This is a genomic window from Subtercola frigoramans, from assembly GCF_016907385.1.
Classification (GTDB): Bacteria; Actinomycetota; Actinomycetes; order Actinomycetales; family Microbacteriaceae; genus Subtercola; species Subtercola frigoramans.
Map to the genome: position 1 here is coordinate 902279 of NZ_JAFBBU010000001.1, position 13857 is coordinate 916135.

General features: G+C 64.8%; 14 protein-coding genes. 5 read left to right on the top strand and 9 right to left on the bottom strand.

Annotated elements, in window-relative coordinates; translation table 11 throughout:
- Window positions 1-3: 3 nt before the first annotated feature.
- From JOE66_RS04355 to JOE66_RS04385, 7 genes are all read right to left on the bottom strand, one after another.
- Entirely contained in the window at window positions 4-1257 is a 1254-nt protein-coding gene (locus JOE66_RS04355) for an MFS transporter (protein WP_205107084.1), read from the bottom strand.
- A gap of 159 nt (window positions 1258-1416) precedes the next feature.
- Window positions 1417-1971 (bottom strand): hypothetical protein, encoded by a 555-nt coding sequence (locus tag JOE66_RS04360; RefSeq protein ID WP_205107087.1) that lies wholly within the window; start codon window positions 1969-1971, stop codon window positions 1417-1419.
- Between the two features lie 74 nt (window positions 1972-2045).
- The gene (locus tag JOE66_RS04365; protein WP_239518218.1) at window positions 2046-3242 is read right to left on the bottom strand and encodes a fatty acid desaturase family protein; all 1197 of its coding nucleotides are present in this window, start codon (window positions 3240-3242) and stop codon (window positions 2046-2048) included.
- Between the two features lie 222 nt (window positions 3243-3464).
- Window positions 3465-4304 carry an ABC transporter permease gene (locus JOE66_RS04370; RefSeq protein ID WP_205107089.1) on the bottom strand — a complete coding sequence of 280 codons (840 nt, stop codon included), beginning with the start codon at window positions 4302-4304 and terminating at the stop codon, window positions 3465-3467.
- Between the two features lie 34 nt (window positions 4305-4338).
- A complete protein-coding gene (locus JOE66_RS04375) occupies window positions 4339-5343 on the bottom strand; it encodes an ABC transporter ATP-binding protein (protein ID WP_205107091.1) in 1005 nt (334 codons plus the stop codon).
- The gene (locus tag JOE66_RS04380) at window positions 5343-6482 is read right to left on the bottom strand and encodes a LolA family protein (RefSeq protein ID WP_205107093.1); all 1140 of its coding nucleotides are present in this window, start codon (window positions 6480-6482) and stop codon (window positions 5343-5345) included. Before JOE66_RS04380 ends, JOE66_RS04375 begins: the two co-directional genes overlap by 1 nt.
- A 144-nt stretch (window positions 6483-6626) precedes the next feature.
- Window positions 6627-8279: a cellulase family glycosylhydrolase gene (locus tag JOE66_RS04385; protein ID WP_205107095.1), complete on the bottom strand. Its 1653-nt coding sequence runs from the start codon at window positions 8277-8279 to the stop codon at window positions 6627-6629.
- 187 nt (window positions 8280-8466) lie between these two features.
- Here JOE66_RS04385 and JOE66_RS04390 point away from each other — a divergent pair, with 187 nt between their 5' ends.
- Complete coding sequence (locus tag JOE66_RS04390) at window positions 8467-9342, top strand: HpcH/HpaI aldolase/citrate lyase family protein (protein ID WP_372435476.1); 876 nt, start codon at window positions 8467-8469, stop codon at window positions 9340-9342.
- A gap of 107 nt (window positions 9343-9449) precedes the next feature.
- Here the strand turns inward: JOE66_RS04390 and JOE66_RS04395 are convergent, their stop codons facing one another.
- Window positions 9450-9929 carry a dihydrofolate reductase gene (locus JOE66_RS04395; protein ID WP_205107099.1) on the bottom strand — a complete coding sequence of 160 codons (480 nt, stop codon included), beginning with the start codon at window positions 9927-9929 and terminating at the stop codon, window positions 9450-9452.
- Between the two features lie 100 nt (window positions 9930-10029).
- Window positions 10030-10839, bottom strand: coding sequence for a thymidylate synthase (locus JOE66_RS04400; RefSeq protein WP_205107101.1), 810 nt, complete (start codon window positions 10837-10839; stop codon window positions 10030-10032).
- A 50-nt stretch (window positions 10840-10889) separates the two neighbouring features.
- Here JOE66_RS04400 and JOE66_RS04405 point away from each other — a divergent pair, with 50 nt between their 5' ends.
- The 4 genes from JOE66_RS04405 (at window position 10890) to JOE66_RS04420 (ending at window position 13851) form a co-directional block, all read left to right on the top strand.
- Window positions 10890-11381, top strand: a complete 492-nt coding sequence (locus tag JOE66_RS04405) for a glutathione peroxidase (RefSeq protein WP_205107103.1) — start codon at window positions 10890-10892, stop codon at window positions 11379-11381.
- A gap of 114 nt (window positions 11382-11495) precedes the next feature.
- Entirely contained in the window at window positions 11496-12269 is a 774-nt protein-coding gene (locus tag JOE66_RS04410; RefSeq protein WP_205107105.1) for a COG4705 family protein, read from the top strand.
- A gap of 46 nt (window positions 12270-12315) precedes the next feature.
- On the top strand, window positions 12316-12969 hold the full coding sequence (locus JOE66_RS04415; RefSeq protein WP_205107107.1) for a TetR/AcrR family transcriptional regulator: 654 nt from the start codon (window positions 12316-12318) through the stop codon (window positions 12967-12969).
- A gap of 18 nt (window positions 12970-12987) precedes the next feature.
- Window positions 12988-13851: a 3-hydroxyacyl-CoA dehydrogenase gene (locus tag JOE66_RS04420; protein ID WP_205107109.1), complete on the top strand. Its 864-nt coding sequence runs from the start codon at window positions 12988-12990 to the stop codon at window positions 13849-13851.
- The last annotated feature ends 6 nt before the right edge of the window (window positions 13852-13857 follow it).

Sequence of the window (13857 nt, forward strand, 5' to 3'; positions counted from 1 at the left end):
CGCTCAGTGCGAGAGCGGGCGGGTGCGGTTCGCCCTGATCGCACCGGCCAGGCCGGCCGCGCTGAAGACCAGGGTCGACACGACGACAATACTGAGCGGCACCGTCCACGCGCCCGTGGCGTCGTGAGCCGCCCCCAGCAGAGTGGCTGACGTCGCGCCGAGCGCATAACCCACGCCCTGGATCATGGCCGAAAGGCCGCGGGCGTGCGTGCCGTTCAGAGCGAGCTGCACGATCAGCATGAAGACGATGGTGATTCCGCCGCCCTGGGCGACACCACCGAAGAAGCCCCAGACGAACCAGGCCGAGGGGTCGAATAGAAGGCCGACCGGGCAGCTGACCCAGAGAATGGCGACCAGCACGAAGGTTCGGGGAATGCCGGTCCGCGTCGACAACAGCGGTACTCCCAGCGCCCCGACGACGGCTGCGATCTGGAAGATCGACGAACTCGATCCGGCCGCCGTGACCGACAGCCCCACCTCGTCTTCGAGGATCGTCGGGAACCACGCGGTCACCCCATAGTACGAGAAGGCCTGGCCGGCGAACGCCAGCGAGAGCAGCAGAGCAGAGGCACTTCGCCACGTGCGGGCATGCACCCCTTGGATGCTGGGAATCGACTGGGTGTCGATCGCCACCGTCTCGAAGGCGCCTGATTCGAGCTTCGGCCTGAGCGGACCCACGTGGAAGGCGGCCCGGGGGCCGATCGCCAGAAGCCAGCCCACTGTGGCGATGATGGCGAACCCTCCCCACGCCAGCAGGGCGGCCTGCCAGCCGAACGCCTGCGCGAGCGGTGCGGTCGCGAGCGAGGTGATCATCGAACTCACGTTCATGGCCGAGGTGTACGAGCCGGTGACGATCCCCACTCTGCGTGGGGGAACATCCCGGCGGATCAGCACCGGCACCACCACATTGCCGACGGTGATGAACGCACCCATGATGATGGTGCCCACAAAGACGGCCTCCACGCCGCCGGCCGAACGGATGATCGTACCGAGCCCCACGCCGATGACCGTGACGGTCGTGGCGAAGTTGGCCCCTGCTCTGCCGACGAAGAACGAGGCGAACGGGGTGATGATGGCAAAACACAGAACGGGCAGCGTGGTGAGGAGCCCGACCTGGGCCGCGGTGAGCCCGAGATCGGAGCGGAGGATCCCGCTGATCGGTGCCACGGCGATGATCGGCCCTCGCAGGACGAGCCCGATCAGCACGATGCCGATGACGACGGGCCACGGGAACGTTCGGGTGGAGACAGTGGGCATGGCCTGGCTATTCTGAGGATCGGTCTGCACGACCGGTACTCGGACAGACGAAATTCTGTCAGTGAATTTGTTGGGGTGTACTAACGATATACCAGGGTCCGGAGCGGCCGCGGTGGGCAGCAGAGCTGCTGGACCGGTGCTGTCGGCTTCTGGCCCGGTTCAGAGGTCGGGCGCCGCCGGTTTCTGGGTGGTTATACCGATCTGGTCGGGAACCGAGCGGGCGACCTCGCGGAGCCAGGGCCCCGGCTCCGGCCATGATCGGCCGGTTGGCAACGATCGCAGAACGCGTGTCAGGGGTGTCGAGCCGGTGGCCCAGGGAATGACCCGCGTCGGCGCGGCCTGGGGCAGCACGCCGAGCCACCAGTGCTTCCAGGTGGCCGGGAGACCCTCGGGGTCGACCACGATGTAGTAGTCGGGCATGCTGAGGGTGCCGCCCTGGAACGCTGACGTGGCCCGTTCGACTTCGAGGTCGAGGGTGCCGAGGGTAGCCAGATCGTCGAAGAACTCGACCCAGGCGGCGGCGACGTGCGCCAGAGGGTCACGGTCGTGAACGACGTAGGGTGCGCTGGACCTGCTCACCCAGCGTTGGACTTCATCGTCGGTGCTCTCCGCGAGCGATCCGGCATGCACGTTGGCATGATGGCCCAGCGCACCGAGTGCTGTGGGCGATTCGGTACCGACCAGAACGAGTGTGGTGCTGCGCGGGCTCCCCATGAACAGAGTTTACGCGGCACGACGAGGCGAACGACAGGGCCTGCTGTGACGATCGGGTTACAGGGAACTGAGTGTCAGCGACCGTAGGCCGACGCTGCCGGGCACTGGAAGGCATCCCGACCGGCAGCGAGCCCGACCTTGTTCAGATAGGTGATGACGATCCCGTACGCCTCGGGCAGCGTCGTCTCGGTGTAGAGGATCGTGTGAGTCTCGCAGTATTCGCGGGCGATCTGTTGCGCGGCCTTCAGGTGCGGGCGCGCCATGTTCGGGAAGAGGTGGTGCTCGACCTGGTAGTTCAGGCCACCCATGAACCAGTTGATGAACCAGCCGCCGCTGATGTTGCGCGAGGTCAGCACCTGGCGGCGAAGGAAGTCGACGCGGGAGTCCTTCGGCAACATCGGCATGCCCACGTGGTTCGGAGCGAATGATGAGCCCATGTACACACCGAACACGGCCAGTTGCACACCGATGAAGGCGAAGGCCATACCCAGAGGCAGCATCAGGAAGATCACGGCGACATAGGCACCGATGCGGGCCAGGAGCATGGTGATCTCAACGGCCCGTTTGTCGACCTTGCCCTTGCCGAAGACGGTACGGAAGCCGTGCACGTGCAGGTTCAGGCCCTCGAGCACGAGGATCGGAAAGAAGAAGTTGCCCTGGCGTTTTGTGAACCAGGCGTAGATTCCGCGGGTCTTCGCCGCGTCGTCTTCGGTGAACGAGACGACGTCCTGATCGATGTCGGGGTCTTTGCCGATGATGTTCGGGTTGGCGTGGTGACGGCTGTGTTTCGTCATCCACCAGGAGTAGCTGATTCCGACGAAGAGATTGGCGAGCATGCGGCCCACGATGTCGTTCGCCTTGCCCGATTCGAAGACCGCCCGGTGTGAGGCCTCGTGCGCCAGAAAGGCGAACTGGGTGAGGATCACGCCGAGAACGGCAGCCATCAGGAGCTGGTACCAGGAGTCGCCCAGGAGGATGAAGCCGGTGATCACTCCGCCGAGTGCGACGAGCAACGAACCGAACATCGCGTAGTAGTAGCCCGTGCTCCGGCGAAGCAGGCCCGCGTCACGCACGGTACGGAGGAGCGCCGAATATTCTGTGGTCGGGTTCGCACGGTTGCCGCCCGGCTTCGTGCGCGTGAACGTCACCACAGGGGTCGAGGTACCCGACGCCGCCAGAGCGGCAGAAGACGCCGAGGAGTTCGAGGGCGCCGACGACATGGACGGCACAGACGTGGGCGGCACAGAAGCATTCATAGACAGGCTGCTCATCAGAGCCTCATTCCGCGGTTCGGCTTTGCAGAGAGTGCGGGTCGCACGAGGGCGATGCACCTTCATCGATATGGCAACCAAGGTCTGGGGCAACCTCTATTGACGCTACTGGGAAGCGTGCTGGGCCACGCGCAGAAGTCGGTCAGGAATCGGCTTTAGCGGCAAATCAGCAGGTTGGGCAGTGCGAGGATGAGCCGGGCGTCGAGGGCTGATCGACACCCATCAGGAGAGGATGTCCTTGGTCGAGAATCGGCCGTACGCGAGCGCGCCGAAGACCAGCACGTACGCGAGCTGCAGGACGGCGTTCGTGCCGAACGACGACCATTCGATGGGCTGGCGAAGCAGGTCGGCGAAGCTCAGCCAGTAGTGGCTGAAGAGCCACGGATGCAGCCAGTCGAGTTGCGGCAGCGAATCCAGCACTTGCGAGACGATCGAGATGACGACGGTGGCCGCCATGGCACCCACGGGAATGTCTGTCAGTGTCGAGATGAACAACCCGATGGCCGAGAGACCCAGCAGTGAGACGGTCACGTAGGCGGCGATCACCAGCGCGCGAAGGGCTGCTTCGGGCACGCCGATGGTGTCGCCTGAGAGCAGTGTCACCGGACCGATGGGGAAGAGGGCTGCACCGATCAGTGCACCGGCGAGCGTGATCACGATCACGGCCGCCAGGCAGAAGGCGACGGCCCCGGCGTACTTCACGATCAGCAGCCGGCCCCGGCCGACGGGTGAGACCAGCAGATACCGGAGGGTGCTCGCACTGGCTTCACCGGCGATGGTGTCACCGGCGACGACGCCGACCGTCAGGGGCAGGAACAACGGAATGCAGATCGTCAGGGCGACCAGGCTGACGAACAGTCCGTTCTGGGTGATCTGGTCGAGAAAAGCGGGGCCCCTGCCCGATGGTGGCCGGGCCGTCGACACGCGTACGGCGACGGCGATCAACACCGGGATCGCGGCAAGCGCGGCCAGCATCACCCAGGTGCGCTGGCGGCGGAAGAGAACGGAGAGCTCCGACCCCAGCAGCGCCCATCCGGCGTTCGCCTTTCGCGGTGTCGTCATGAGCGCACCGGCTGCTCCACCACCCCGTGATTCGTCACTGGGCAACGTCGAACCCCTCCCCGGTGAGAGCAACGAACAGGTCTTCGAGGGTGGCTCGTTCGACGGAGAAACCGCGCACACGGACTCCCTCGGCGACGAGTGCGGCAACGATCGACTCCGGAGGCCGGTCATCGCCGAGTGGGGCCGTCACGATTCCCTCTGTCGGCGCCTGTTCGGCCACGGGGGTCGGATGATCGGGGTCGAGCCCGATCATCCGTAACACCCGTTCGGCCGCCGCCGTGTCCGGGGTCACCACTCGCGCGCGGGTCTGCCCCGCGAGCCGCAGTTCATCGAGACTGCCCTGGGCAACGAGTGAACCTGCGCTCATGACTGCTGCGTGGGTGCACATGTGCTCGATCTCGGCCAAGAGATGGCTCGAGACGAACACCGTCGTGCCTTCTTCGGTGAGCGAACGCACGAGGTTGCGCACCTCCCTGGTGCCCTGCGGGTCGAGGCCGTTGGTCGGCTCGTCGAGCACGATCAGTTCGCGGGGGGTGAGCAGCGCATTCGCGATACCGAGCCGCTGCTTCATTCCCAGCGAGTAGGCTCGCACCTTCTTGTCGGCGGCGTGGCTGAGGCCGACCCTCTCGAGCGCTTCATCGACCCGTGCGCGCCGGGTACTGCTCGAGACGAAGCGATCGGCCGAATCCAGTCGACGAAGGTTCGCGGCCCCGGAGAGGAAAGGATAGAAGCCGGGGCCTTCTATCAGGGCGCCGACTCGGGGCAGAACGTCGGGAAGCATCTTCGGGAGCGCGCGGCCCAGCACACTCACCTCGCCCGACGTCGCAGAGGCCAACCCGAGCAGCACCCGGATGGTCGTGGTCTTGCCCGAGCCGTTCGGGCCGAGAAAGCCGAACACCGACCCGCGAGGCACAGCGAGGTCGATGCTGTTGACGGCGGTCTGCTTGCCGAACCTCTTGGTCAGGCTGTGGGTCTCGATGGCGAGTTCGCCCGACGCCGCCGCGGCCGCGGAGGCGAGTGGCGCGGGAGTTGCAGCCACTACTTGGCCGCGGCGGCCGCCTGGAGCTGGGCTGCAGGCACCGACCCAGCCAGCACGCGGCCGTCGCTCGTGATGAAGACCGTCACGAGAGTGCTCTGCAGAACGTGGCCTCCGTCAACCGGGGTCGTGAGGCCTGCAAACAACGGAGAACTGGTCAGAGCGCTGAGGTCGGTGCTGTTCGAGGCCGGCAGCTCGACGATGGAACTCCAGCCCGTGCCGATCACGGTCGGCTTGCTGGAATCCGACGGGGTCGGGGGGGTCTCCGATTCGATGCCCCTGGTTGGTGCCGTCTTCTCTGTCACGGTTGTTCCGGCCGGTGGGGTGAAGGTGAAGAGATCGGCAGAGGGGGTGTCGAGGCTCAGCGAGGTGAACGCCGTGCTGAACGCGGTGTCGCTCGCCCCGCGCGCAGTGACCTGCACCTGCAGGGGCATCCCGGTCGCCGAGTCGACGGCGATCGAGACGGTGCCGACCAGGGTGTCCGTGGCCTGTGGCGAGAGGATCAGGTCGTAGGCCGACCGGCCGGCGACGGTGACGTCGCCCCCGACCGAGACATTCGTGGACGGGTCGACTGCTGCGAGGAACTTCTGCGCAAGCTGGTTTGGCGTCTGTGGTGCGGCAACAGGATTGCCTGGGTCGGCTGCCTTGTCGGTGTTGGCGGGCAGGGTCGTGTGAACGGCGGTCTGCTTGCTTGAATCGTAGGCCCAGACATCCGTGCCGTTCGAAATCACATCGCGCTCTGCCAATTGGTCGAGGACCTGTATGCGGGCCTGGGTGTGGCCTGTACCGGAGGCGTCTACACCTGATGCATCAACATAGACACGTGCGGTGTGTGAACCGGTGAGGAGTTCGAGTGCCGAGGCGGCATCGGCGGTCGACGAGCCGGATGATCCTGACCCAGCGGTGCCGGAGGTGGGTAACTCGGGCAGGCCGAGGTTCGATGACTGGGTGACCGTGCCCGAGAACGCCGTGATCGAACTGTTGCCGATCATGGCGATGACCTCTTGCGGGGTCTTCGACGGAAGGTTCGCGGTCGCGTTGGCGGCGACTGCATCGGCGGAGATCGGTACGGCGATGGCGACTCCGGCGATCAGCACCGGCACGGCGAGTGCCGGCATCCACCGTTTGACGTTGCGATTCATGAGCGACGAGCCTCCTGCACACCCGCACTGACTGAGCGGATGCGAGCGAGAATACACCCGCCAGCCGTCAGTTGCCTCAGCGTTGTCTGACCGATTCTCCACGGTGTTTCGAGGCGGTCTCTGGGCGGTCGCGCCGGCTCGTCTCTAGCGTGCGGTCACCGTCACGACAGGTGATTTCGGCGCGGCCGTTGCAGAGACCTGAAGGCCGACCCTGACCGTCTGACCCGCACTGAGCTTTGCTGCCCAGTCGGCGCCGGTGCAGGTGATCGAAGTGTGGGCCGAGATCGTGCAGTTCATACCCCAGGCATTCACGATGGAGGTCGACGCGGTGTCAGGCCAGGTGACGCTCCAGCCGGCTGCGCCCGTCGGGCTCGTCACTTCGATGTCTGCGACATAGCCGGCTCCCCACGCGCTCTGCAGCATCCATTTCGCGGTGACGGTCGGCTTCTGCGTGGGCGTGGGCGTGGGCGTGGGTGTGGGTGTGATCGTGGGCTTCGGAGTCGGAGTGACCGTCGGTTTCGGGGTGGGTGTCGGCGTGGCCGTAGGTTTCGGTGTGGGCGAAGGTGTGACGGTGGGCTTGGGTGTCGGCGTGGGGGTGGCCGTCGGCGTCGGGGTCTGCACCGGTGTCGGTGTACCTGCTCCGAGAAGGGGCTGAAGTGCAGCCAGCTTTTCCGTCTGCGGTGTGACCCAGTCGTCTTTCACCAGCCCGCCGGTGTCGCCGCTGTTCGGGTTGAACGACCAGTAGGCGAAGCTCATGGAGTTGTCTGCCAGGTAGCTGACGATGGAGCTCAACCATTTGCGGTCGGAGTCGGTCTCGAGCTTCGTTCCGAATTCGCCGAGCAAGACGGGCGCCGAGCCTGTCTTGGCGATGAAGCCCCAGTTCTTGTCCCAGACCCCCGCGAGATTCGCCGGGTAGTTCGACGCAGAGAACCACGTCTGGTTGTAGACGGTGGAGGGGTAGTCGTGGGGGGAGTAGACCACATGGTTCGGCACCGTGAGGGTGACCGGCTTCGAAGCAACACCCTGGAGCCCACCGCCCCACCAGGTGGAGCTGCCGTCTGCCTGCTTCTCGACACCTTCGACGATGACGAGCAGATTCGGGTTGACGGTCTGCACGGCGTTGCCTGCGCGCGTGGCGGCGGCCTGCCAGTCGGTGGCGGCATTGCCGCATCCCCAGCACGCCGTGTCGTGCGGCTCGTTGTGCAGGTCGACTCCGATGACGGTGGGGTCATTCACGTAGCGCTTGGCGAGCATCTTCCAGTCACTGATCCACGAGGCTTCGCTGTATGCGCCCGTGTACCACAGGGAGGACTGGGAGCCGGAGTCGGGGCGGTGCTGGTCGAGAAACACGTTGAGGCCGTAGACCCTCGCCCGGGCAACCACCGCATCCATGATCTGAAGCGGAGTGAGGCCCTGCAGTGTGGGGTTCACCTGGTAGTTGATCGAGTTGCTGGTCTTCGCGGCAAGGCACTCGTTCGAGAAGGGCAGGCGAAGGGTGTTGAATCCCATCGACTTGATCTGTGCCAGGCCGGAATCAAGGCTGATCGACCAGAGTCCATGCGGTGCGCAGTTGGACGTCTCGAGTCCGAACCATGCCGCGCCCTTGATGACGTAGGGGGCGTTGGCGGCCGTCTTGATGGTGGCGCCGTCGGTGTGCAGCCATCCAGAGCCAGTTGCCGTGACCGCAGCGGCAGGTGCGTGGGCTGGTGTCGCGGCCGAGGCCACCGAGACGCCGCTGGCGACGAGGGCGATCGCACTGATCGCCGTGACGATGCGGCCGGGCAGACTCAGTCTCATGTCAATCCATCAGGGGGTCAGAGAGCGCTGGATTACAGGGGGGTTCAGTGACGAGCGGTGGTGTTGCTTCAGCGTAGGGTACGTCGGCAGCATTTCCCGAATTGGTGCCACCAGAACGGGGGAGACGATCCGAGCGCGTCTGTCGACGGGATAACATTGCGGGCGGAAACCGCAACAGAGAAAGCCGATGATGACCGACACTTCCCGCCCTGAAGGCACCACGACTTCTGCGTACCGTGCAGACCAGATCCCCGCCGAAATCGCTCGCTCGTGGTTGTTGGTTGCGGCCACGCGCCCAGAGACGTTCGATGAAGTGGCGAGCTCACGCGCAGACCAGATCGTTCTCGACATCGAAGACGCGGTCGACCCCAAACTCAAGCCGGCCGCGCGAAACGATGTTGTTGCGTGGCTGAGCAACGGAGGCAGCGCGTGGGTCCGAATCAATGACCACAGCACCCCGTTCTGGTCGGACGACGTAGACGCCCTCAAAGGTCTTCCCGGCCTCCTCGGCGTGATGCTCGCGAAGACCGAGTCCGGTGCCCACGTCACCGAGACGTTCGACCGCCTCGGAGGAGGCACCGCCGTCATCGCGTTGATCGAGTCGGCACTCGGCATCGAAGAGGCCCGGTCGATCGCCGAGGCACGAGGAGCTTTCCGGCTGGCGTTCGGCAGCGGAGACTACCGTCGTGACACCGGTACGGGCGCAGACGATCTCGCCATGGCCTACCCCCGGTCGCGTCTCGTTGTGGCCAGCCGCATCGGCGGCCTGCCCGGCCCGATCGACGGCCCCACCGTCGGCAGCAGTCACCCTGTCCTTCGCGAGCAGTCTGCGCTCGCCGTCACACTCGGGCTCACGGGAAAGCTGTGCCTCGATGTCGAGCAGCTGCCGGTGATCAACGAGGTCATCAGCCCGACGCGCTCTGACGCCACGTGGGCCCGCGACTTCCTCGACGATTTCGAGTCGCGGGGGCGGGTCATCCGTGATGGCAGCGACCTGCCGCGCCTCGGCCGCGCCCAGAAGATCGACAAGCTCGCCCAGGCCTTCGGTATCAAACCGCTCTGACTCGCGAGACCCATCCCGGGTCATGCGTGCGGGCAGAAAAACACCCAAAGTTGCGTTCTTGGGTGTTTTTCTGCCCGCACTACAGGGGTAGCAGAGTGGCGTGCAGGTCAGCGGGTGTAGGTGACGAAGCGGTAGCGGATGCCCGTGGCCGACTCGAGCCACGGTGAAGACGTGGCGCGCTCCCACGTCGCGTCGATCGCAGGAGCAAGGGTGTCGCCCTTCACGCCGAGGTCGAGCTCAGTCACTTCGAGCCTGGTCGCCGACGGCATGGCCTGCCGGTACAGCTCCCCGCCGCCGATCACCCAGAGGATTGCGTCGTCGTCGGAGGAGACCTCGGCGAGACTGTGCACGACCTCTGCGCCGGGGGATGCCCAACTTGCGTCGCGCGTCAGCACGAGGTTACGGCGACCGGGCAGCGGCCTGAACCTCTCGGGCAGCGAGTCCCAGGTGCGCCGGCCCATCAGCACGGTGTCGCCGAGGGTCAGCTCCTTGAAGTGCGCGAGGTCTTCGGGCAGTCGCCAGGGGATCGTGCCGCCGTGGCCGATCACGCCTCCGCGGGCTTCGGCCCAGATCATCCCGAGCGTCATGCGATTGCCGTGCCCGCTGAGATGGCGGCGGCAGTGACAGCAGTGGTGAAAGCAGCGGTGACCTTGACGACTGACCGGTTACCCGCACCTGCGAAGGCGCTCATACGGCGACCGGCGCCTTGATCGCTGGGTGGTGCTGGTAGCCGACGATCTCGAAGTCGCCGAATTCGTAGTCGAAGATGCTCGCGGGCACCCGGTTGATCGTCAGGGTCGGCAGCGGGTACGGGTCGCGGCTCAACTGCTCGGTGACCTGCTCGCGGTGGTTGTCGTAGATGTGGCAGTCGCCGCCGGTCCAGATGAAGTCGCCCACCTCGAGACCCGCCTGCGCCGCCACCATGTGGGTGAGCAGCGCGTAGCTGGCGATGTTGAACGGCACCCCGAGGAACATGTCGGCGCTGCGCTGGTACAACTGGCACGAGAGCTTGCCGTCGGCGACGTAGAACTGGAAGAAGGCGTGGCAGGGCGCCAGTGCCATCGAGGGGATGTCGGCGACGTTCCAGGCCGACACGATCATCCGCCGGCTGTCGGGGTCTGTCTTCAGGGTGTGGATGACCTGGCTGATCTGGTCGATGTGCGAGCCGTCTGGCGTGGGCCACGACCGCCACTGCACCCCGTAGACCGGGCCGAGCTCGCCGTCGGCGTCTGCCCATTCGTTCCAGATCGTGACACCGTTCTCCTGCAACCACCCGACGTTGCTCTCGCCGCGCAGGAACCAGAGCAGCTCGTAGGCGATGGACTTGAAGTGCACGCGCTTCGTGGTGATGAGGGGAAAGCCCTTACTCAGATCGAAACGCAGCTGGGCGCCGAAGACACTCGTGGTGCCGGTGCCTGTGCGGTCTGACTTGGCCGAGCCCGCTTCGAGAGTGTGGCGCAGCAGGTCTTCATACGGGGTCGCGAGTGAAGTAATCATCGGTTCGAGAGTACGGCAATCACGCATGGAATCGGGCTTACGATTCAGCTATGACTTCGTTGAATGACATCCCGATCACAACCATCGATGGCAGCGAGACTTCGCTCGCCGAATACGGCGACAAAGTGAAGCTCATTGTCAACGTCGCCTCGCGCTGCGGGCTCGCCCCGCAGTACAGCAAGCTCGAAGACCTGCAGAAGATCTACAGCGACCGTGGGTTCACCGTTCTCGGGTTTCCGAGTAACCAGTTCCTGCAGGAGCTCGGCACTGAAGAGGCCATTGCCGAGTACTGCTCGACGACCTGGGGCATCACCTTCCCGATGTTCGAGAAGATCAAGGTGAATGGTCGCTCGGAACACCCGCTCTACACCGAGCTGAAGAAGGCAGCCGACGCGGAGGGCAAGGCCGGCAAGGTGAAGTGGAACTTCGAGAAGTTCGTGGTCACCCCAGACGGCGAGGTTCACCGCTTTCGCCCCCGCACCGAGCCGGATCACCCCGCCATCGTTGCCCTGATCGAGGCGTCGCTCCCGACCGCCGCCTAGGCCTTTCGCCTCAGGTGCAACGAGGCCTGCGTGGGTGAACCGCGGGCCGAGCTGGACCGTGTGAATCCTCTCAGGCGAAACACTGCGTTCACGTTGCGTGGTTAATGTGGGGGAATGAGCGAGACAGCCGCCCTTTCCGCCCGCGCAGGCACGCGTACCCTCATTAAGGTGCCTGAGGCCACCGCGTTGTTCTGGCTGGCGAAGGTGCTGACCACTGGCATGGGGGAGACGACGTCGGATTTTCTCAATGTGAATTTCGAGCCGCTCCTCGTGATCCCGATTGCGGCTCTTCTTCTGGCGGGTGCGTTGCTGCTCCAATTCCGAACAGCCACCTATACGCCGTGGGTGTACTGGCTGGCTGTCGCCCTCGTGAGCGTGTTCGGCACGATGGCGGCCGACGTCGCTCATGTTGCGCTGGGCATCCCGTACCTCGCATCCACGGTGGCCTTCGCCGTGGCGCTGGCCGTGGTGTTCGTTCTCTGGCGGCGAAGCGAGAAGACGCTCTCGATCCACAGCATCACGACGCCCCGCCGCGAGGCCTTCTATTGGCTCACGGTGCTGGTGACGTTCGCACTCGGCACCGCTGCCGGTGACCTCACGGCGACCGTTCTCGGGCTCGGGTACTTTGGCTCCGGTGTTCTCTTCGCCGTCGTCATTGCTGTGCCTGCAATCGGGTACGGGCGGTTCGGTCTGAACCCGATCGTCGCGTTCTGGTTCGCCTACATCGTGACCAGGCCGTTGGGTGCCTCGTTCGCCGACTGGATCGCCGTCTCCCCTGCCAGGGGTGGGCTTGGACTCGGAACGGGCCCGATCAGCCTGGTGCTGATCGCGCTCATCGCCGTGTGCGTGGCAATCATGAAGAAAAGGAGTACAGTCATTAATGAGTGAACTCCGTTTTGTCGGGGCTAGCCTGAGCTGAGGCGGTGAACGGCAGGTGCCAGATGGTCGGCGGGCGCAGAACAAGCTCGAAAAGCAGTCCCGAATCCACGCCGCCGCAGCCGAACTGCTCGACCGCCACGGTTTCGCCAACGTGACCACGCAGCAGATCGCCGATCGGGCCGATGTGGCGATCGGTACCCTGTTCCGCTACGCCTCGACCAAGTCAGAATTGCTCCTGATGGTCTACAACGACAGGTACCGGCAGGCGATCGAGAGTGGCCGCGCCCAGGTGTCTGCCGACGACGGTGCTGTGCCGAGCATCCTGGCGCTCATCGCACCACTGGTGGTGGCCTCCCGCGAGTTCGCAGAGAACGCGGCTGCCTATCAACGCGAATTGCTGTACGGAGACCCGACGGAACGGTATCGATCCGAAGGACTCCGGCTCACGGTCGAACTCCAGGATCTGTTCGAAGTCGTTCTCACGCGCTCGATCAGCGCCTCCCCGGTTACGGCCGTCGCTGCCCGAACCCTCTCAGACATCGTGCACCTCGAGATCGCTCGCGCGCCGATCGAAGAGACAACGGCCGAACGGATGCTCGTGGTACTCGGTCAGCAGACCGAGCTCATCGTCGCGGGCCTGCACGTCTTCGGCAACACCTTCGCACCGGCTGGTTCAGTCGCTGCGACCCCCACCAGCTCCACCAAGTGAAGGACAGGCACCAGGAAAATGACCAGACTCACCAACATCACCGTACTGGGCACGGGAGTGCTCGGTGCCCAGATCGCGTACCAGACTGCGTACCACGGGTTCGCGGTGACCGCCTTCGACATCAACGCCGAGGTTCTCGAGAAGGCGAAATCCAGGCTCCAGGGAATTGCCGACGTCTATGCCGTCGAGGTTGCCGGAGCCGGCGACGGTAAGGCCCAGGAGGCGCTAGCGCGAATCACCTACTCCGACGACCTTGCCGCAGCGGTAGCCGATGCCGACCTGGTGATCGAGGCGATTCCTGAGATCCTGGCCATCAAACGCGACACGTATACGAAGCTCAGCACGCTTGCACCTGCGAAGACCATCTTCGCTACGAACTCGTCGACCCTTTTGCCGAGTGACCTGAAGGAGTTCACGGGTCGACCTGACCGGTTTCTCGCCCTTCATTTCGCCAATCACGTCTGGATCTACAACACCGCTGAGGTCATGGGCACCGCAGACACCGACCCTGCGGTGTACAACACCGTCGTCGAATTCGCCGGTGACATCGGCATGGTTCCGATCGAGATCAAGAAGGAGAAGGCCGGCTATCTGCTGAATTCGCTGCTGGTGCCGCTGCTGAATGCCGCCTCAGAACTCCTGGTCGACGGCATCGCCGCGCCCGACGCGATCGACAAGACCTGGCGCATCGGTACGGGGGCGCCGCTCGGGCCGTTCCAGATCTTCGACGTCGTCGGCCTGACGACCGCGTACAACATCTCCTCGCAGGGTGGACCGAAGCAGCAGGCCTTTGCGAAGCTTCTCAAAGACGACTACATCGACAAGGGTCATCTCGGTCTAGCCACCGGACGAGGCTTCTACAGCTACCCCTCTGCACCCTGACGGCCT